Raw genomic sequence first — 20,892 nt, 5'->3', positions numbered from 1 at the left:
TTGGTGTAGATTTTTATTTACTGTTGTCTCTATATCTTTTATTAAAAAAAAACACCATCCAATTATCTGCCGTGTTGTTACATGACCGCAACCCCCTGAATAAACCTGGTTTCCTTCAGTGAATCGCTGTTATTTTGCGCTGAGATTTTCTCTTTTGATGCAAAAACAAGATCTCAGTCACAGTGCAAACACGCCAAAATTCATCTGGCTTTAATAATTACAGCTCTGATGTTTAAGCTGTTGGGATAGTCTGTCTGGTGGCAAAAACATCGGCAGATGCTTCCACGGGTATAGGAGAGACAGGCACAAAGTGCCAACTCGTCAAGTGAGAAAAAGATCTTAATCACACTCTCGTTAACCACGAGTGAAAGCTAAACCACATATCGGAGGGACACGATGTCCATTTATAGCCATCTTAAGCAATTGACTGCGGTTTCATGCGTTGCTGCTGCGCTTGGCTTTTCAGCCCTAGCCAGCGCCGATACTTGGCGCTATGCGCACGAAGAGTATGAAGGTGACGTACAAGACGTGTATGCACACAAGTTTAAGGAATACATCGAAGATAACTCTGAACACTCTTTGCAAATCTATCGCTTCGGCGAGCTGGGTGAGTCTGATGACATCATGGAGCAAACCCAAGCCGGTATTCTTCAATTTGTTAACCAATCGCCGGGCTTTACTGGCTCATTGATCCCAGAGGCACAAATTTTCTTCATCCCTTATCTGATGCCAACCAACATGGAAACCGTGATCGAGTTCTTCCGTCAGAGCAAGGCAGTGAATGAAGATTTCCCGAAACTGTATGAAGAGCAAGGCCTTGAGCTTCTCAAAATGTACCCTGAGGGCGAAATGGTCATGACTGCCGACGAGCCTGTGACTGAGCCGGCCGATCTGAAAGGCAAGAAGATCCGTGTCATGACTAACCCACTGCTTTCATCAACCTATGAAGCCTTTGGTGCAACGCCAACGCCATTGCCATGGGGTGAAGTATATGGCGCACTCCAAACCAATATGATCCAAGGTCAAGAAAACCCGATTTTCTGGATTGAATCAGGCGGCTTGTACGAAGTATCGCCGAACCTGATCTTCACACACCACGGTTGGTTTACGACTGCCTCCATGGCAAACAAAGACTTCTTTGATGGGTTGTCGAAAGACGATCAAGCCATGATCCGTGACGCAGCTGATTATGCCTTCAATGAAACGGTGAAACATATCCGTGGCCTTGCTGAGAAGTCATTGGAGAAAATTCAGGCGTCGAGTGACGACGTGACTGTCACACGCCTGACGGATGAGCAAATCGCTAAGTTCAAAGCACGTGCCCCTCAGGTTGAAGAAACCTTCTATGAAATGACCGGCGAAAGCGGCAAAGCCCTTCTTAATCAATTTAAGAAAGATCTCGAAGCCGTTACTAACTAGTTGTCAGTTGTTCAGGCACCGCGCCTTGCGGTGCCTGTTTATTTTGAGGAATACGTAATGACCGATTCCGACTCTCTCACTTATCACTCAGAGCTTCCCGGCCTTCTTGGTAAATTGGACACCCTGATCTGCAAAATCGAGTCTTTTATGCTCGCCGCAGGCGTGCTGTTAATGGCGCTCAATACCTGCGTGAACGTTGTGGCGCGTTTTGGCTTTGGTCAAGGGCTGTTCTTTTCCGGTGAGATAAACCGCATTCTGATCATTCTGATCACGTTCGCGGGGATTGGCTATGCCGCTCGTCATGGTCGACATATTCGTATGTCTGCCCTTTACGATACCCTGCCGTTTAAGGGACGTAAGATCCTAATGATCACTATCGCGTTAGTAACTGGTTTGATTATGCTGGTTCTCGCATATTTTTCTTATCAATACATCGTTTCGGTATACGACCGAGGCCGTATTTTGCCCGCCCTCGGTTTTGAAATTTGGTGGATCTATATCTGGGTTCCCCTTGGATTTGTCATCACAGGGATCCAATACGGACTAACCGTTTATAAAAACCTAACCGCTCCAGATGTTTACCTCTCCGCCGGCGTGCTTGACGGTTACGCTGAGACTGAAAGTGAAGTTTAAATAGGCACTCTTATGGCCCTGACTTTAATGTTCATCATGATCGTCTTGCTCGTGCTTGGCTTTCCGATGATGATTCCCCTTACGGCTGCCGCCTTAACTGGTTTTTACATGATGTTTGGTGGCGTCGGTCAAATGGATACCTTTATCCAACAAGTGTTAGGCGGCATCCGCCCAGCGTCCTTGATTGCTGTGCCCATGTTTATCCTTGCTGCAGACATTATGACCCGTGGTCAATCGGCTTCACGCTTGATTGATATGGTCATGACGTTTATCGGCCATATTCGTGGCGGCTTAGCCATCAGTACGGCGACCTCGTGTACGCTGTTCGGCGCCGTTTCAGGTTCAACCCAAGCGACAGTGGTCGCAGTGGGTTCTGCTTTACGTCCTAAATTATTGCGCGCCGGATACAGCGATTCGTTCTCACTCGCGCTGATTATCAACTCGAGTGATATCGCCTTTTTGATCCCACCGAGTATCGGGATGATCATTTACGGGGTGATCTCCGAAACCTCGATTGCCGAGCTATTCATCGCGGGGATTGGCCCTGGTTTGATGATTCTGTGCTTTTTCTCTTTGTACTGCCTCTATTACGCGACGGTCAATAAAGTGCCGACTGAGCCAAAGGCCACATGGAAAGAGCGTATGCAGGCTACCCGGAAAGCACTTTGGCCACTGATGTTCCCATTAATTATTGTGGGGGGGATTTATGGCGGTGTGTTTAGTCCCACCGAGGCGGCTGCCGTGTGTGTGCTGTATGCGATGATTTTGGAGTTTGGAGTATTCCGATCATTAAGCAGTCGAGATGTCTTTACCATCGCGCGCTCAACCGGCCTTATCACTGCAGTGGTTTTCATTTTGGTGGGGGTCGGTAATGGGTTCTCTTGGATTATCTCATTCGCACAAATCCCGCAAACCATTCTAGAAGCCGTCGGGATTAGCCAAATGGGCCCTATGGGTGTCCTTGCCTCAATTTCTATCGCCTTCTTCGTCGCCTGTATGTTTGTTGACCCCATTGTGGTTATCTTGGTGTTAACGCCTATATTTGCACCTGCGATAGAAGCCACTAGTCTTGATCCTGTACATGTGGGGATAGTGATCACCTTGCAAGTCGCGATTGGTTCAGCAACACCACCCTTTGGCTGCGATATTTTTACCGCGATTGCGATTTTCAAAAAACCCTATTGGGAAGTTATCCGTGGGACAGGCCCTTTTATTGCGATGCTGCTTCTCTCCGCCGCACTGCTGGTGATGTTCCCTCAGATTGCGTTATTCCTGCGTGATATCGCGTTTGGATAACCTAACAACAGGAGTAACTGGATGTTTAAACGAATACTCGTTGCGGTTGATGGCTCTTTTTCAGCCTTAAACGCATTGGATAAAGCGCTAGAAATTCAACAACTCACCGGTGCAGAGTTGTATCTTTTGTGTGTGTTTAAGCATCACAGTTTGTTTGAGGCATCGCTATCGATGGTGCGCCCTGATCGATTACAAATCCCAGATCAAACCTTAAGCGAATACGCGCGTAACATCGTCGAGCAAGCCAAACAACATGCGCTTGAAAATGGCGGCGAAAATGTACGAGGTTTTGTAAAAGGCGGTCGCCCCTCTAAAACCATCATTAAGTTTGCCAAAAGCAAAGAGGTAGATTTGATTGTGATGGGGGCACACGGGACACATTCAGATAAAGACGGTATGTTCCTCGGCAGTGTGTCACATCGCGTGGCTGGACGCGCCCACTGCCCCACGATGGTCGTCTAACGCCGTGATGGCTTTTGCTTCACTACACGGCAAAATCCCTTACGCTAAACAGCAAAACGCCGCTATTGGATAGCGGCGTTTTTCTATGATGCCAACTTATCAGCTATTGAATATGAAAGTAGTGGCTATTAAGCACTAAATGTACAGCGATAGAGGCGATATACCCCAACATAATGACAGGTGCCCACTTCAAATGACCAAAGAAGGTGTATTTGCCGTGCGCTTGTCCCATCAATGCCACCCCTGCGGCTGACCCCAAAGAGAGCAAGCTGCCGCCAACACCGGCCGTTAATGTCACCAGCAACCAGTTTCCGTGCGACATTTCTGGGCTCATCGTTAATACTGCGAACATCACAGGAATATTATCGACCACCGCGGATAACACCCCAACCAAGCTATTCGCCCAGATAGGATCCCACTGCAGATACATGACGTTTGAGACCATGGTGAGGTAACCAATCAAGCTAAGTCCCCCGACACACATCACGACCCCATAGAAGAAAAGCAAGGTATCCCACTCCGCGTGCGAGATGCGACGAAACACATCAAAAGGCACCACTGAGCCTAGGCGACGTAATGCCGCTTCGTCATTCTTCGCCTCCGCAATCGCACGCTTACGTGCCAATGAGCGCGGCAGGGTGCGACGCAAGTAAAAGCCGAAGAACTGCAAGTACGCGAGGCCCATCATCATACCCATCACCGGTGGGAAGTGAATAAAGCCATGGAACGCAACTGCAGTGGCAATGGTGAGTAAAAACAACACCATAATACGACGCGCGCCACGTTTAAGCTCGACGTGCTCTTGCATCACATCCGGCTGAGTCCGTGGGATAAACAGTGACATAATAAAAGCGGGGATCACATAGTTGACTACAGATGGAATGAACAAAGCTCCGAACTCAGCAAAGGTCACTTTGCCCGCCTGCCAAACCATCAGTGTGGTGATATCACCAAAGGGACTGAAGGCGCCCCCTGCGTTCGCGGCAACCACAATGTTGATACACGCGAGGTTCACAAAGCGAGGATTGTCACCGCCGATTTTTAGCACAATCGTACACATCAATAGTGCCGTTGTGAGGTTATCCGCAATGGGAGAAATAAAGAAGGAAAGTACTCCAGTGATCCAAAACAAGGTGCGTAAATCATAGCCTTTGCTTAAAATCCACGCTTTTAAGCCATCAAATAGGCGCCTTTCTTCCATCGCGGAAATATAGGTCATCGCCACCAGCAAGAATAGCAGTAGCTCTGCATATTCAAGAAGGTTATGCTCAAGCGCTGCATGCGCGGGGGCCATGTCTCCCCATTGTGAGTACGCGTATCCGATTAGCAACCAGATTAACCCCGCCGCCAGTAACACAGGCTTTGACTTACGCAAATGAAGCTTTTCTTCTAGCATCACCAAGCTGTAAGCCACGGCAAAAATGGCTAAAGAGGCATAGCCTACCCAGTTCTGGGTTAAATCCAGTCCTTGTCCTGTCGTAGCGGCAAACGCACTCGGCGAAACTACCGCCAGTGCCGCAACCAAACGCTTCATCCTTGAGCCTCCAAGTATTGATTACCTAACTTTTCTACATTGCATAAAAAAACCGGCCTAATCGGCCGTGTTGTCTAAAACCCTATATCGACGAGGGATAAATGCCAGTGAACGCCCTGTCGTGACACGATTCTCAGCCTCAAAAAAGACCTCAAACAGCGCACGCTTTTGCACTCAACGGGTTTTCATAATCGTTTGTTTTGCTCATTTGCCGAGCAGCAGCACAAAAGCAAACATAATATTAACAAATGTGGCGTGAACGTCTATCTTTAAGCGAGGTGAATCGGCAAAAAAGAGATGACATTGCTTACTGTCAAGCTTAATAATATCAACTTACTAGTCGACATACGCTGTCATCGTCAGCAAAAAACGACTAAGTTTGAATAAAAAGCAAATAAATTCAATTGCTATAAAAACAAAACTCGTATTTTAACTAACACACAACATCGCAATCTAACATCCTTGCTTGATCACCACCCATGGCATGCATGATGAGAAGAAGGGAGTCACTATGAAAGCACCTAAACTCGCCACATTGGCCTGCGCTGCCGCGCTGTCTGTTGGCGTCTCTGTGACGGCACTGGCAGAAACCGCGACGGTTGCGGTTTCCCAAATTGTCGAGCACCCTGCGCTTGATGCCGCGCGAAACGGTCTACTCGATGGGTTAAAAGCCAAAGGATATACGCCGGGAGAAAATCTAGATTTTAAATATCAAACAGCGCAAGGTAACCCGGCTATTGCTGTTCAAATCGCTCGTCAATATGTTGGCGAACAACCTGACGTGCTGGTTGGGATCGCGACACCTTCCGCACAAGCACTGGCAGCAGCAACCAAAGATATCCCAGTTATTTTTACCGCCGTTACCGATCCTGTGGGAGCGAAACTGGTTAAGAATATGGATGCTCCGAGTGGCAACGTAACCGGTCTGTCTGACCTCTCTCCTGTCGCTCAACACGTTGCATTGGCTAAAGAGTTACTCCCCGAGCTCACCACCATTGGGGTGGTTTACAATCCAGGGGAAGCCAATGCCGTCACATTAGTCGAATTACTCCGTGAAGCTGCCAGTGCTCAAGGCATTAAGGTTGTGGAAGGCACAGCGCTAAAAAGTGCAGATGTTCAATCTGCTGCGCAAGTTGTGGCCACCCAAGCGGATGTGATTTATGCGCCAACCGATAATACCGTTGCCAGCGCGATCGATGGTCTTGTCGCAGCGGCTAATTCTGCTGATACCCCAGTGATTGGTGGGTCAACATCGTATATCCCTAACGGCGCAGTGGTAGCGCTCGGCTTTGATTACTACTCCGTTGGTGTGCAAACGTCTGATTATGTTGCTGCGGTACTGGAAGGGAAACCCGTGTCTTCACTGCCGGCCAAAGTCGCGCTCGGCTCTGACTTAGCCGTTAATCGTGCGGCAGCCAATCGACTTGGCATCACGGTTCCCGACACGATTTTGGATCGTGCCGCGCGTATTCAAGACTAGTCAGTATCAGTCTTAGGAGTAGTGAATGACTGCCATTGCTTTTTTTGGCACCTTGGAAGTAGGCCTTATCTATGGCTTGGTCGCCTTAGGGGTTTATCTGACGTTCCGGGTGCTTGATTTTCCCGATCTTACCGTTGATGGCAGCTTCCCGATGGGCGCTGCGGTGGCGGCCACACTTATCGTCGCAGGCTACAACCCTTGGTTTGCTACCGCAGTCGCTATTCTGGCCGGTGGGATCACTGGCTTGGTGACGGCGTTTTTGACGGTGAAGTGCGGCATCCTCAATCTGCTCTCGAGCATTTTGACGATGATTGCCGCTTTTTCGATCAATATTCGTATTATGGGTCGGCCGAATATCGCCTTGTTGGGTGAGGAAACCATTCTTACCCCATTCGAACAGCTGGGTATCGCACCTGTCTATCTGCGTCCGCTCGTGGTCGGTGTTTTAGTGATTATCAGTGGTTTGTTGGTGATTCGCTTACTCGCCAGTGATTTTGGTCTCGGCCTGCGCGCCACTGGGGTGAACCCTCGAATGGTTAAGGCGCAGGGCGGCAGTACCGCCATGTATACCTATTTTGGCTTAGCCCTATCCAACGCCTTTGTCGGCTTTGCTGGGGCGCTATTTGCACAAACCAATAGTTTTGCCGATGTTACTTCGGGGGTCGGCACCATTGTGGTTGGTCTTGCGGCTGTGATTTTAGGCCAAACACTGATACCGGGCCGCAAAGTGTGGGTGGCGGTAGTTGCCGTTATTGTTGGTTCGATTCTCTACCGTCTCGCCGTCGCCTTTGCACTATCCAGTGGTATGTTTGGCTTGCAAGCCTCGGACCTCAACCTGGTTACCGCCGTACTGGTCGCCGTCGCGCTTATCGCGCCTAAAATGCGTCAGCAATATCAAAAATCAAAACGCGCCAAGCAGACAGAGGTGTCGGAATGATTTCATTAACCAATATTCAAGTGACCTTTAACCCCGGTACTGTGCTTGAAAACCGCGCCTTACGTGGCGTAAGTCTGACGATTCCAGAAAAAGAGTTTGTCACCATTATCGGCTCTAATGGCGCTGGGAAATCAACACTGCTCGGTGCGGTAACCGGCGAGACGCCAATGATCGGCGGAAGCGTCAATATTGATGGCGTCGATGTGACCAAGAAAGCCGTTCATGAACGCGCCACCCTCGCAGCCCGTGTGTTTCAAGATCCGCTGGCAGGCACCTGTGCCTCGCTGACCATTGAAGAAAACCTTGCACTGGCTTATCGTCGCGGTAAAGGACGTGGCTGGACACGTGCGCTCGGTGACAAGCGCCGCAAGCTCTTTCAAGAAAGGATAGCGATTTTAGGTTTGGGCCTTGAAGATAGGTTGAGCGACAGTATTGGTTTGCTCTCCGGTGGCCAACGCCAAGCGGTCAGTTTGGTCATGGCGACCTTGTCGGAAAGCAAACTCTTATTGCTGGATGAGCACACCGCCGCGCTCGACCCTCGCATGGCTGCGTTCGTGATTGATTTGACCAAAACCATCGTCAATGAGTTTAGCCTTACTGCGATGATGGTCACGCACTCCATGAAAGATGCCCTTGCCTGTGGCGACCGTACCGTGATGCTACACCAAGGAAACATTGTGCTTGATGTGCATGGCGATGAGCGCAAAAACATGGATGTGCCGCACCTGCTTGAGATGTTCAATAAAGTGCGCGGCGAGACACTGGCAGACGACAGTTTGCTTCTCAGTTAACTCACCTCCCAAGCCACAAGGCGCCCTCTCGGCGCCTTTTTTCATGATGGCCCCATCAACAGTTCTAATTTATTGGCATGGCTGTCTAACAATTAGGGGTTATGACATTTCCATGCTAGCCTAACGCCAGTATTGCCAAGGAATTAGGTATGAACGCAAAAAGTATCGCACTCGCCCTCACCGTGGTCGTTATTTGGGGCGTGAATTTCTCTGTCATCAAAGTAGGCTTACACACACTGCCGCCAATTCTTTTCTCTGGGTTGCGCTTTTTAATTGTTGCTATCCCAGCGGTATTGTTTGTCCCACGTCCTCGCGTCCCACTGTGGCAGTTATTGACCGTTGGACTCAGTCTTGGCGTGATTAAATTCAGCCTGCTCTTTGTGGCGATGGACGCCGACGCATCGGCAGGGATTGCGTCTTTGCTGTTGCAAGCGCAGGTGATCTTTACCATCTTACTGAGTGCGGTGTTACTGCGCGAAGTTGTTACTCGCGCGCAAGGACTGGGGCTGTTCATTGCTCTGTCTGGGTTTGCACTTTTCTTTCTTACCACCACAGGTAGCGCTACCCTCACAGGTGTGACGATGATCGTCGCCGCGGCGTTTTTCTGGGCCATTGCCAATCTGGTGATGAAACAGATGCCAGGCGTGAATCTGATGCATTTTATGGTATGGGTGAGCTTGATCCCTCCCCTGCCACTCTTCGCCCTATCCTATTTACTGGAGAGCCAACATCCGCTCCAATTGCTGCAAGCTACACCGCTATCTGGCTGGTTATCCATCGCTTACGTCGGCTACATTTCTACCTTGGTGGCCTTTGCTTTGTGGGGCTGGCTATTAAATCAACATACCTCAGCGTCGGTCACACCGTTCGCGTTATTAATCCCCATTGTGGGAATGAGTGCCGCCTCGATAGGTCTGGGGGAGCGATTATCACCCATCGAATGGGTGGGGGCAGGATTGATCGTGGTTGGGCTAACCATTTCCGTACTTGGCGCGAGACTGTGGCGTTATCTTATGCAAGTAAGAAAAGCATCGGCGAAAAAAGCACCGTCTGCGTCCGCTCAGTGATCGCGCTTGCCCGGCCACCATTGGTTAACTAAGCGTCCGGCTAAAGATGGCTGATAGCGCCAACAGTGATCAAACATCGCCATCAGCTCTGGATTACCATATTTAGACAGGCTCACTGCGTGAAATCGATTTTGCTGCGCTTTCAATGCATTCACTTTTTCGATCATCGCATCCGATTGTTTGGGCGCGATAAAATCAGACACCACCACCAGATCAGCATTTTGGTAGCGGTCACCTGCCATTAAATCGAGCGCTTTATCAATCACTGGCGCCATATCGGTACCACCATGAAAACGGTATGAAAGAAAGCTCATCGCTTCTTGTAGTCCCTGTTCGCCAGTCAGCTCATAGCTAATATGGTCAGTGGAAAACAGCATCACGTAGCAGTCACGATGCTCGGTGGCGGCGATACGCATCAATACATACGCCAAGGCTTTTGCACATTGTTCCGGAAAGCCACTCATGGAGCCAGAGGCATCGACCGCAATAATAAATGGGCCTTTTATCTGCTCAGGCTTAGACTGACTCGGTGCATTGGTTTCTACCTTTTGGCGACGATGCGCCTTCCCCGACAATTGATAGTTCAGTAGCTGTTTATCGACCAATTGCTTGTAAAACACCACTTCGAGCGTAGGATCTGAGAGCAGCACCGCTTCATTAGGAAGTAAGCGATCAACGCGGTCGCTTTGACAAATACCCGTAATATCATCAGGAACGTCAACTTGTCGCTCTGGCACTGTTTTTAAGGTTTCAGTCGGTTGCTGGCTGGGGCCACTGGCACTGACTTGATTCGCCATCCGTCCCAACTGCTCCGCAATCGCTTGAAGATCAGGATTTTTCTCTAGGAAAGTGACAAAACGTTTCAGTAAGGTCACGTCATGTTGAGACAAATGGCTCGCGGCCATATCCCACAACCGGCCCACTTTACTGATATCACCGGATTGATCGACGCCATCCATCGTTTGATAGGTTGCAATACGACGGTAAAGATCGTCTAAAAGCTTCTCTTTTTGCGCTTCCAAATTTTCCGACTGCAACGCGTGGATTTCTGCCTTTAAATGCGCATGCCATTTATTGCAAAAATACGATTGAAACATTGGGTCAGGATGTTCAGCCTGTTGTGCCGCCAATGATGACGCTTGCGCATGAAACGAAGAGACCGACTCCAAGTCAGCGAGGAGTGTTTGAATGTCGGACTCAAAGGCGCGTGCCGACTTCTCTGTCGCTTGTTCATACAACTGAATTTCTTGCTTCAGGGCCGGTGACAACCCTTGCTGCATGAGTTTGCGCTTGGTGTGGCCGCGCCATCTATCGAGCTGTTTTTGTACCGCACGTTTGATCGCCGGGCTGCGCTCAGTGAGAAGCAGTAACTGGGGGTGAGACATTAACTCGGTCATTGCCGCATCAAGCAAGCCGGATTCCGCCAACATCAAGCCCATGTTTAAGCTTTCTGCGCTAAGCATCGTCCGCTCCAGTAAAAAACGTATCGAGACGACGTAAACGGCGTGCTTGCTGTTCTAGCGTGGCCATGTGCGCTTTTACATCCCGCTCGGCATCCACCAAGCTCGCAGATGCGACTTCCAGTAACTCTGGCTGGGCAAAAAGATGCGGTAGGCCTGCATTTAGCTGACTACGAGCGCGACGAATAAGAAACTGCGCCTGATTTAATTGTTCAAGCGCTTGGTCGGTTTGCGCGTGCCAGGTGTCAAGCTGTTCAGCGTTTGGATTATTCACCCCCGCCAGTGCAACCGGCACAGCACGATTGGCAATGTCTTTGACCACCAGCATGCCCTGTGCGTCCCACTCTAACGTGAGGCGACACAAATGGGTGTTTTTGTTGACGTAGCCATAAAGATCCGTGCTGCCGGGCTTGAGCTTCTTCTCCACATCGGCCGCATCGAGGTATATCCAGCGACTATCGCCCTTTTCTTGCTCCGAGACCGACGGATTGGCAGTGAGCAGCACAAAGCGGACGAGGTCGCGACTTTGATTGACGCTAAAACGCGGGGCTTTGCTGATATCAATGGTGGGTTTTCGTAAGCTCGAACTTGCGCTGTCTTGCTGGTAAGCGAGCGCATCGACCGTGCTTTGCTCTATGTCACGCAAGGCCACTTTCACATCATCCATTAACGCTAAGGCTTCTTGCTGATCGAACAAAATCTCAGCCGCAAACCGACGCATCACATCCTGTACCACGTCGCGCGATTCAGGGCTGTGCCAGAGACAGTCTTCGAGTAGCAGTAAGTCGAGCGGCCCGACTTCATCACGCCCGTTAAAGAACGCCGCCGCCTTTAAGAGGCGCACCGCTTTTTTCCAGCGGCGATCCGAGACGTATAATTCGGCTGGATTAAAGCTTGGACTCTCTTCGCCCGCCTGCTCGAGCCGCTGCTTTAAGGTATAGAGCTTGTCAAAAATCGCATCAGGCAAAGCAAGGCTAGGAATAATGCTTTGCCATTGCTGATACTCCTCATGACCAATTTTAATTTTATCTGGCACCGAGGTTTCATCTTGGCTCGGCTCAGTGAGCATCAGTTTAAAATTCTTCTTCTCTTGAATACGGTTGACAAATACGCGCAGAAGCATTCGGTCATACAAAGCATCTAGCCCACTATCAGGCTCAGGAAGTTCATTTGAGGCCGTGACGAGAAGCCGCATGGGAACCGGATAAACATGCTCGCCATTACGAAACGTACGCTCATTGACCACAGTTAATAGCGTGTTGAGGATAGCCGGACCAGCTTTCCAAATCTCATCGAGGAACACCACATCGGCGTTGGGTAGATAGCCCTCAGTGAGACGAACATATTTACCTTCATCCTTCAGCGCTTGAATGGATAACGGCCCAAAAACTTCTTCAGGGGTGGAGAAGCGGGTCATCAAATATTCAAAGAACTGGCTGTTTTCAAACGCATCGATTAGGCGTTTGGCAATAAAACTCTTAGCGATGCCCGGTGGCCCCAACAAAAACACACTTTCGCCAGCAAGCGCGGCGAGCAAACACATTTTGATCGTATGTTCACGTTCATAGACGCCGCTGGAGAGGGCATCAATGAGTTGAGAAATGCGCTCAGGCAATAGCGCACGACGGCTGACGGTGGCGAGGTTTTGAGACAAGTGACACTCCCGCATTCTGATTCGGTTTCAGTCTGAGCGGCCTCTCGCGGTGATAAGGCGGCTTCCTGCTTCTACATAAAGCATGGCAAGTCCATCCAAGGCTGCCATCAACACGCTGAACAAGCGCACAATAAATAAACTAATGTGTAAGTAAATTTTAAGTAATGTATGGATATATCATTGATGCAGATATCAAATAGTGACACAGATCACCTTAAAGTCAATATTGTGTAGTCGCTCGAAGAAGCTGATGGTTAAAGCATCAGGAACGCTTTGATCTTGTTAACTCAGTATGGTTTTGGCTCACGTTGTCACTGGAATGACACATCATTGTCATAGAATCCGTTGCCTCTTTATCGCGACAGGACGTTAACCCATGCTTAAACACACACTTTTTTCTTTCCTCTTCCTTTGCATCAGCCAACTCGCGATCGCCGCGCCATCAGTCACTATCACGGGTTCAACGTCTGTGAGCCATGTGATGGAAGTGATTGCCGAGCGCTATCAGCGCGACCATGATGTGGTCATTCAGGTACAAGGAACGGGCTCGGCCGCGGGTATTGCTGCAGTCAAACAAGGGATTGCACCCATGGGCATGAGTTCGCGGTATTTAAAACAAGAAGAAATTGCTCCCGATCTCACCACCGATATTCTGGCCTATGATGGCATTGCCTTGGTGGTTCATCCCAGCAATCCCGTCACGGCCCTGACCCAAGCTCAAATTCGGAAGATCTATTTGGGGGAGATTAAAAACTGGCAAGCACTCGGGGGAGCGGATCGTGAAATCGCCGCGGTGTCTCGTGAGTCAGCCTCGGGATCGCGCTTTTCGTTTGAAACCTTACTCGACCTGACCAAGGTCGTGAAAGGTGAGACAGTGTCAGGAGTGAGTCCGCGCTTAATGGTGGTGAATAGCAATAGCATGGTGAAAACCCTAGTCGCCAAGAACCCTCATGCTATCGGCTATGTCTCGCTAGGCTCGGTCGATGCAGGCATCAAGCCGCTATCGGTGGATGGTCAAGCACCAACCTTGGCCGCCATCGCTGATGGGCGCTATAAGCTGGCGCGCCCTTTTGTGATATTGCGCAAAACCGCGCCACTGTCATCCGCCGCTAACGGCTTTTATGATTACTTGCTTTCTGAGCAAGGCCAGCAAGCGTTTGCCAATGCCGGCTATGTCGCGAGTCAGTCGCAACAGATGGCACTGACAACGCCCTGAGCGAGCAATTAGGCCGTACTGGCTTCCTTAGTCACCGGCCATGCTTTATGGCTACCCCACTCTGTCCATGACCCATCGTAGACAGCAATCGGGTAGCCAAAGTAATGCTCGGCCACTGCGGCGAGAATGCAAGCCGTCACGCCAGACCCACAACTTGCAACATTAAGGCGTGTATCACTGAGTAGCGGAAGCACAAGGCGTCTGGCTTCTGTTTGATCAATCACGAAGCCTTGTTGGTCAGTAAGACTAGCAAATGGTAAGTTCTTTGCGCCCGGCATATGCCCTGCGCGCACACCGTCTCTTGGCTCTGGCACCGTCCCGTTAAACCGTGCCGCTGGACGGACATCAATCACATTCACAGCCGCCAGTTTTGCCGCCAGTGTTTCTCCATCTATATAGCGATAAGGTTTGAAGCTCGACACATACGTTGCTTCGACGCGGGGTTTCGCGGCCGACTCTTCCACAGGCCCATCTTGTGCCAGCCAAGCCGGCAATCCACCATCTAAAATAAAGACATTTTCATGGCCCATGACTTTACACATCCACCACACGCGGGCGGCAGAAAACAGGCCTTGGGTATCATAGACCACCAAGGTATCTTGTGGCGCGATGCCGAGTTTGCCCATGTGTCTCGCAAATTCCTCAGCACTGGGTAACATATGAGGTAACGTCGATTGGGTATCTTTAATAGCGCCATCAAAGTCAAAGAATATGGCACCCGGCAAACGGCGCTGCTGCCACTCCTGATAGCTATCGCGCGCCACGTCGGGCATAAACCAACTGGCGTCTACGGGGACAACCGACTCTAATCGCGACGTTAACCACTGCGCACTGACAAACACTGACATCTTGACGATCCCTTTTCATTATTGATGGAGGCCTTACTCATGTTTCACTCGATACTGACGAGCGTGACATAGAGTAACACTCAGTTTTTCTTCATACTGATTCTGTCGCCATTAAGATGCAAGCCAATGAGGACGTTAATGACATCGCTGCCCCTAATTCGTCGAACCGCTTTAGCCTTGCTCGTGCTTCCCTCACTCGGCCAAGCAGCAGGGTTTGGCGTAACGATCGAAAATGACAGCCCACTCGGCGAAGATAATCAATATACCAGTGGCGTATATGCCCATTGGCACAGTGACTGGTCTGACGATGTCACCACCACATCGGTGGCGCCGATACGTTGGTTTGCAGAGCAACTGCCTTTAAACCCAGAGGCCCGTCAAGCTTGGAGTCTAGACATCGGCCAGATGATGTGGACACCGAATGACATCACCTTCACCACACCGCAACCTAACGAGCGTCCCTACGCGGGGCTGATTTTTATCGAGCCGGGTGTGTATCAGCAAACGCCTGAACGTGTCGATAAATGGTCGGTATTGTTTGGCATCGTAGGGCCTGCTTCTTTGACCGAACAAGGGCAATCTTACGTGCACAAGCTTATCGACTCACCGGATCCCAAAGGATGGGACTATCAGGTGCGAAATACGCCGGTGGCACAGTTTGCCTACGAACGCCACCAGCTTCTTCATCGGAGCGAATACCAAGAGTGGGGCGTATCTGGTCGCGCAGATATTGGTAACTTTCGCAGTGAAGTATCCGCCGGGCTCAGCTATCGCATCGGGCTAGACTTAGCGAATTCCTATGGTGGGATCAGTTTTGAGCCCGGTCGCCACCTTGACAGCCGAATGTTTGATGCCAGCACCCAAGGCGCGTTTTTTTACACCGCTGTGCAAGGTCGATACCGCGCCAATGACATCACCATTAATGGCGATAAGCCCCCTGAAAACGCAGATATTGATATGACCCATTGGCAAGCCAGTGCCGCGGCCGGTTTCGCTTATTACCAACCGCGCTGGGGCACTGACGTGAGCGTTGCGCTGCACAGTAAAGACTATCAACAAGCGACTGACGACACCTACAGCTATGTGTCATGGACAGTCCACTATCGTTATTAACGGTTAACTGGCAGAGGCTTCTACGGCTTGTTTCACCACAGGTCGTGCGCCGCGATCAGACCATTTCATCCATACCAAGGAAGCAAGGATCAACCCAATACCGACCCACTGCATGGGCTGAAGTGTCTCATTAACCCACAAGACCCCGAGGGTGACAGCAGTCAGTGGGTTCAAAAACATAATGATCGACTGGCGATTGGGGCCTAACACGGTAATCGAGCGTATATAAGCCCAGTAACCTACCGCGGTATTCAACACAATTACCCAGATCAAACCCGGAACGGCATGGAGGCTGATAGCCTGTGGCGGTCCTGCTAGTAACCATGCAAACGGGATTAACATCACGCCACCAATCACCAACTGCCACGCAGTTAAACCAAAGATATCTTTGGCCTCCCAGCGCTTCATCCACAAGGTCGACTGCGCGACAAAAACGGTGGCGGCCAACATCGCCCCTGCACCAATCCAATCAATGTCGGAAGAAGGATTAAGGAGTAGCCCCACCCCAGCCAAACCGAGCAGTGCCAACATCAACATCTTTAACTGAGGGCGTTTCCCTTCTGTTAACCACTGCAACAACATCAATACGAGCGGTAAGGTCGCTCCTAATGTCCCAGCAACCGCACCCGGTAAACGATAAGCAGCCACAAATAACAACAAAAAGAACGCTGCGATATTAAAAAAGCTCACCGCGAGCATGCGCGGCACGCTCAACGGTAAGCCGCGACGACTAATCAATAGCATCAGCAAGCCTGCTGGCAATGCGCGCCACACTGCCATCCAATAGGGAGACAGATCCGCCAAGAATAGTGCCACCGCGGAGTAAGTGCTCCCCCAAAAAATCGGTGCCAATACCGCAATCAAATAATGCATACCTTGCCCTTATTTATCTTAATGTGAAGATATATTAGTGCTCCAGTTGATTTATATCAAGTATCTTTATGTGATGATAATAACTTGTGCGATGGGCCTCGGCGAAGAAAAAACCGTCCTGCTACGCTTATTACTTCGTGAAAACAAAAGGATAGTGTGATGATTAATACAGAAAATGCTGTCGTCATTCTGATTGACGTACAAGGAAAACTGGCGCAGAAAGTGGTAAATAGCGATGCGCTACACCAAAAGACCGCGCAACTGCTACGCGCCTGTCAGCATTTTGATGTGCCCGTTATTTGGATGGAGCAATTGCCAGATAAACTCGGCCCAACTTCTCCATCGCTCGCCGCGCTGTTGCCCGAGAACACCCCCATCGCTAAGCAAACTTTCAGCGCTTACGCCCACCCCGAAGTGCAGCAAAAACTAACAACGCTCAACCGTAAACAAGTGATTTTATGTGGCATCGAAACGCACATTTGTGTCTACCAAACCGCTTGCGACCTCCTTCGTGCTCATTATCATGTTCACGTGGCAGTCGACGCGACGTCTTCGTGCCATGCCAATCACCATCAAGTAGGCCTGAGCATGATGCAACAACATGGTGCATGGATAACCGTGGTTGAGTCTTTGTTATTCGAGTGGCAACAACAAGCCGGTGGCGACGACTTCAAACGCTTTTTATCGTTGATCAAATAAGCGCAGGTCGGCGCCATGACACACCGCCTAAATATTTAGTGCAACAAATAATCACTGCAAGCCCTGCAGATGATACAGCGTGATCTATCTAGTACTCTTCCCCCTAACAATTTGGTTAGTGGTCTAATATTATTGGGAATGCGTGTAAAAGAAGAAGGGAAGCACTATGTACAAGCGAATCATTGCCGCCAGCCTGTTAGCGGTAGGCGCACTGCCCGTGAATGCGGATGATCACACCTGCGGCAAAGTGACCATTGCCGATATGAATTGGAACTCTGCAAGCTTAATTGCCAATATCGACCGTTTTATTCTCGAGCATGGTTACGGATGTGATGCAGAGCTGGTGCCGGGTGACACCATGCCGACCGGTACATCGATGGTCGAAAAAGGAGAGCCCGATATTGCGCCGGAATTTTGGAGCAACTCAATGCGTGAAGGACTGCAACGTGGTATCGACGAGGGCCGGATTCGCTATGCAGGCAAAGCCTTGATTAATGGCGGTGAAGAAGGATTCTGGGTGCCGCAATATCTCGTCGATGACTACCCTGAGCTGAAAACCATTTCGGGGATTAAGGCGAATGCCAAACTATTTACTCACCCTGAAGATCCCTCTAAATCTGCATTCTATGGCTGCCCCGCCGGCTGGAATTGCCAGATCACGTCAACCAACCTCTTTCGCGCCCTCAACCTTGCCGATAGCGGCTTTGAAATGGTTGACCCGGGCTCTGGCGCTGGCTTAGCCGGCTCAATCGCCAAAGCTTATGAACGTAAAGAGCCTTGGTTCGGGTATTACTGGGCGCCCACGGCCGTGCTCGGCAAATATGACATGGTCAAAATAGACTTTGAATCCGGCACCGATATTGATCACTACAAACAATGTGTGACCGCGAATGACTGTCTCAACCCAAGGGTCACTATGTATCCCGCGGCTGATGTTGATACCGTGATCACCGAACGATTCGCAAAGCGTGCACCAGACGCCGTGGCTTATCTCGAAACACGAGGCTTTACTAACGACCAAATGAATACACTGCTTGCCTGGATGGAAGAAAATCAGGCCGATGGCGAATATGCCATGACACACTTTTTAATTGAGCACCCTGAGATCTGGACATCATGGGTGTCCGATGATGTCGCCGATAAAATCAACAATGCACTTTAACCTCACTCAGCGCAGTCTTTGGCTGCGCTGCGCTTTCCCCGCAGTAAAGGAACCCCCTGAAAATGGCAAATTCATGGCTAACTGATGTGCCTGAAATGAGCAGACGAGATCTGCTTGAAATACGTAAAACCCTCGACGGTGCCTATCGCAGCTTCTCCCGTGAATACGGCGAATCTATCGAGTCTTTTTTTGACCCCTTACTTAACTTTCTGGTTTGGTTCGAAGATTTGTTGCTGTCGACACCGTGGTGGTTAGTGATCGCGATTCTGGCCGGTATTGCCTATCTGGCCAGCCGCTCGTGGAAGCTGCCTCTGGCCGTGGTGGTTGCATTCACGGCCATCGGCTATCTGGGAATGTGGGAAGACACCATGAGCACCATGAGTATTATTCTCGTCTGTACCCTGCTCGCGATTGGTGTCGGTGTACCGATTGGGATAGCCATGTCAAAGTCAGACCGAACCCAAGCGATTGTCACGCCACTTTTGGATGTTATGCAAACCATGCCGGCATTCGTCTATCTGATTCCAGTGGTTATGTTGCTTGGGATCGGGAAAATTCCCGGTGTCATTGCCGTGGTGATTTATGCCATTCCGCCGGTGATCCGATTAACCAATTTAGGCATCCGATTGGTCGATAAAGATGTTCTCGAAGCAGCTACCGCCTACGGTGCCAGCGGCATGCAGCGGCTTTTCCAAGTTCAGCTACCCTTGGCAATGCCCACCATTATGGCCGGTATTAACCAAACCATCATGATGGCCTTGGCCATGGTTGTTATCGCATCCATGATTGGTGTGGCAGGCTTGGGGCAACCCGTTCTCAAATCCATTACTAACCAATACTTTACCCTAGGTCTTCTGAACGGTTTAGCCATTGTGGCGCTCGCCATCATTTTTGACCGCGTTTCACAAAGCTACGCCAAACGTGCGCAGCAGCATTTAAAAGGAAGTGAGCATGACTGAGCCAACCCATGACACGCTGATTGAAATTGAAGGCCTGTACAAGGTGTTTGGTAAACACCCTCACAAAGTAATGGCCAGTGTGAAAGACGGAAAAAGCAAAGATGACTTGCTTCAACAAACTGGGCATACCATTGGGTTAAGTGATATCAACCTCTCGATTCGACGCGGTGAAGTCTTCGTGATCATGGGACTATCGGGGTCGGGGAAGTCGACCCTTATCCGTCACTTTAACCGTCTGATTGATCCTACCGAAGGTGCGATTCGCATTGAGGGCACGGATATTATGCAGTTCTCTCAACAAGAGTTGCAGCAATTCCGCCGTCATAAAATGTCGATGGTCTTTCAACGATTTGGCTTATTACCGCACCGTACCGTTAAAGAAAATGTCGCGTTTGGGCTGCACATTCAAGGCGTGGCCAAAAAGGAACGCGACGCCACAGCCCAACAGTGGTTATCAACCGTTGGTTTGGAGGGGTACGCGGACCAATACCCTGCGCAATTGTCAGGGGGCCAGCAGCAACGGGTAGGACTCGCGCGTGCCCTGTGTACCGATGCCGATATTTTGCTCATGGACGAAGCCTTCTCTGCGCTGGACCCGCTTATTCGCAGCGAGATGCAAGATCAATTGATTGAGTTACAAGAGAAGCTACATAAGACCATCGTGTTTATTACGCATGATCTGGATGAAGCCTTACGCTTGGGCGATCGCATTGCGATCTTGCGCGATGGTAAACTCGTACAGGTTGGTGAGCCCGTCGATATTCTATTGCGTCCAGCAGATGACTATGTGGAAGCCTTTGTCAAAGATGTGAATCGCGCCCGCGCACTAACGGTGGAGACGGTGATGCAGCCGCAGATCTGTCGCATAAGTGCAAATACCATTGGCGATGCCATCACGCAAATGCGTCAACAGAAAGCCAGCTATGGCTATTATGTCACCGAAGAAGGCTACCAAGGCACACTAAGTGAAAAAGCGCTCAGCAAAGCTGATCCCAGTACACAAATTGATGCCAGTATGATTGAAGATGTGCCTGCTATCGACCAAGACTCCTTGCTTGAACAAGTGATCCCAGACACGCTGGCATCGAAGTGGCCGCTCCCTGTTTTTGACAAAGAAGGGGAATTGATTGGCCACCTTTCACGCCAAACGGTTGCCACGATTCTCAGCGAGAAAGCCGCCTCCACAAAGGATCCCGACGCTCCCGCGATTGCGAGCTAACCGGTGACAGCGGCTATTTTATTAGCCGCTGTGTTCATCAAACTAAACAGTGATATTAGTCGCAAATCAC

At 50.1% G+C, this 20,892-nt stretch carries 19 protein-coding genes; 14 read left to right on the top strand and 5 right to left on the bottom strand.

The window, feature by feature from the left end; all coding sequences use genetic code 11:
* The first annotated feature begins 396 nt into the window (after positions 1–396).
* From BZG84_RS11520 to BZG84_RS11505, 4 genes are read left to right on the top strand one after another with little or no spacing between them, the layout of a single operon-like run.
* The gene (locus tag BZG84_RS11520) at positions 397–1,419 is read left to right on the top strand and encodes a TRAP transporter substrate-binding protein (protein ID WP_069588397.1); all 1,023 of its coding nucleotides are present in this window, start codon (positions 397–399) and stop codon (positions 1,417–1,419) included.
* Between the two features lie 57 nt (positions 1,420–1,476).
* Positions 1,477–2,052, top strand: coding sequence for a TRAP transporter small permease (locus tag BZG84_RS11515; RefSeq protein WP_069588399.1), 576 nt, complete (start codon positions 1,477–1,479; stop codon positions 2,050–2,052).
* A gap of 12 nt (positions 2,053–2,064) precedes the next feature.
* Positions 2,065–3,348, top strand: coding sequence for a TRAP transporter large permease (locus tag BZG84_RS11510; RefSeq protein ID WP_069588401.1), 1,284 nt, complete (start codon positions 2,065–2,067; stop codon positions 3,346–3,348).
* Positions 3,349–3,369: 21 nt separating this feature from the next.
* Positions 3,370–3,810 (top strand): universal stress protein, encoded by a 441-nt coding sequence (locus BZG84_RS11505; RefSeq protein WP_077457664.1) that lies wholly within the window; start codon positions 3,370–3,372, stop codon positions 3,808–3,810.
* A 103-nt stretch (positions 3,811–3,913) separates the two neighbouring features.
* Here the strand turns inward: BZG84_RS11505 and nhaD are convergent, their stop codons facing one another.
* Positions 3,914–5,344 (bottom strand): sodium:proton antiporter NhaD, encoded by a 1,431-nt coding sequence (nhaD, locus tag BZG84_RS11500; protein ID WP_069588405.1) that lies wholly within the window; start codon positions 5,342–5,344, stop codon positions 3,914–3,916.
* Between the two features lie 511 nt (positions 5,345–5,855).
* On the opposite strand from nhaD, the gene BZG84_RS11495 reads away from it, so the two are divergent.
* The 4 genes from BZG84_RS11495 (at position 5,856) to BZG84_RS11480 (ending at position 9,619) form a co-directional block, all read left to right on the top strand.
* Positions 5,856–6,824, top strand: a complete 969-nt coding sequence (locus BZG84_RS11495; protein ID WP_077481197.1) for an ABC transporter substrate binding protein — start codon at positions 5,856–5,858, stop codon at positions 6,822–6,824.
* Between the two features lie 25 nt (positions 6,825–6,849).
* Positions 6,850–7,761 (top strand): ABC transporter permease, encoded by a 912-nt coding sequence (locus BZG84_RS11490; RefSeq protein ID WP_077678230.1) that lies wholly within the window; start codon positions 6,850–6,852, stop codon positions 7,759–7,761.
* On the top strand, positions 7,758–8,552 hold the full coding sequence (locus BZG84_RS11485; protein ID WP_077481201.1) for an ABC transporter ATP-binding protein: 795 nt from the start codon (positions 7,758–7,760) through the stop codon (positions 8,550–8,552). Before BZG84_RS11490 ends, BZG84_RS11485 begins: the two co-directional genes overlap by 4 nt.
* A gap of 149 nt (positions 8,553–8,701) precedes the next feature.
* Positions 8,702–9,619, top strand: coding sequence for an EamA family transporter (locus BZG84_RS11480; protein WP_077678229.1), 918 nt, complete (start codon positions 8,702–8,704; stop codon positions 9,617–9,619).
* Here the strand turns inward: BZG84_RS11480 and viaA are convergent.
* Positions 9,613–11,082 (bottom strand): ATPase RavA stimulator ViaA, encoded by a 1,470-nt coding sequence (viaA, locus tag BZG84_RS11475; RefSeq protein ID WP_077678228.1) that lies wholly within the window; start codon positions 11,080–11,082, stop codon positions 9,613–9,615. The genes BZG84_RS11480 and viaA overlap by 7 nt on opposite strands.
* A complete protein-coding gene (locus tag BZG84_RS11470) occupies positions 11,075–12,748 on the bottom strand; it encodes an AAA family ATPase (protein ID WP_108743616.1) in 1,674 nt (557 codons plus the stop codon). Before BZG84_RS11470 ends, viaA begins: the two co-directional genes overlap by 8 nt.
* A 361-nt stretch (positions 12,749–13,109) precedes the next feature.
* Between BZG84_RS11470 and BZG84_RS11465 the strand changes: the two genes are divergently transcribed.
* The gene (locus BZG84_RS11465; protein ID WP_077481209.1) at positions 13,110–13,949 is read left to right on the top strand and encodes a phosphate ABC transporter substrate-binding protein; all 840 of its coding nucleotides are present in this window, start codon (positions 13,110–13,112) and stop codon (positions 13,947–13,949) included.
* An 8-nt stretch (positions 13,950–13,957) separates the two neighbouring features.
* On the opposite strand, the gene BZG84_RS11460 is transcribed toward BZG84_RS11465, so the two are convergent.
* The gene (locus tag BZG84_RS11460; RefSeq protein WP_077481211.1) at positions 13,958–14,797 is read right to left on the bottom strand and encodes a sulfurtransferase; all 840 of its coding nucleotides are present in this window, start codon (positions 14,795–14,797) and stop codon (positions 13,958–13,960) included.
* 138 nt (positions 14,798–14,935) lie between these two features.
* Here BZG84_RS11460 and BZG84_RS11455 point away from each other — a divergent pair, with 138 nt between their 5' ends.
* Positions 14,936–15,910, top strand: coding sequence for a lipid A deacylase LpxR family protein (locus BZG84_RS11455; protein WP_158011491.1), 975 nt, complete (start codon positions 14,936–14,938; stop codon positions 15,908–15,910).
* 3 nt (positions 15,911–15,913) lie between these two features.
* Here BZG84_RS11455 and BZG84_RS11450 read toward each other — a convergent pair whose 3' ends face one another.
* Complete coding sequence (locus tag BZG84_RS11450) at positions 15,914–16,783, bottom strand: DMT family transporter (RefSeq protein WP_077482159.1); 870 nt, start codon at positions 16,781–16,783, stop codon at positions 15,914–15,916.
* A gap of 159 nt (positions 16,784–16,942) precedes the next feature.
* Here BZG84_RS11450 and BZG84_RS11445 point away from each other — a divergent pair, with 159 nt between their 5' ends.
* The 4 genes from BZG84_RS11445 (at position 16,943) to BZG84_RS11430 (ending at position 20,822) form a co-directional block, all read left to right on the top strand.
* Entirely contained in the window at positions 16,943–17,482 is a 540-nt protein-coding gene (locus tag BZG84_RS11445) for an isochorismatase family protein (protein ID WP_077482033.1), read from the top strand.
* Positions 17,483–17,648: 166 nt separating this feature from the next.
* Entirely contained in the window at positions 17,649–18,644 is a 996-nt protein-coding gene (locus BZG84_RS11440) for an ABC transporter substrate-binding protein (RefSeq protein ID WP_077482031.1), read from the top strand.
* Positions 18,645–18,706: 62 nt separating this feature from the next.
* The gene (locus tag BZG84_RS11435) at positions 18,707–19,603 is read left to right on the top strand and encodes an ABC transporter permease (protein WP_077457908.1); all 897 of its coding nucleotides are present in this window, start codon (positions 18,707–18,709) and stop codon (positions 19,601–19,603) included.
* Positions 19,596–20,822, top strand: coding sequence for a quaternary amine ABC transporter ATP-binding protein (locus BZG84_RS11430; protein ID WP_077662523.1), 1,227 nt, complete (start codon positions 19,596–19,598; stop codon positions 20,820–20,822). Before BZG84_RS11435 ends, BZG84_RS11430 begins: the two co-directional genes overlap by 8 nt.
* Positions 20,823–20,892: the final 70 nt, after the last annotated feature.

The organism is Salinivibrio sp. PR932, from assembly GCF_001996125.1.
In the GTDB taxonomy this organism is placed as follows: Bacteria; Pseudomonadota; Gammaproteobacteria; order Enterobacterales; family Vibrionaceae; genus Salinivibrio; species Salinivibrio proteolyticus.
This window is presented reverse-complemented; position numbering and strand designations above follow the sequence as displayed.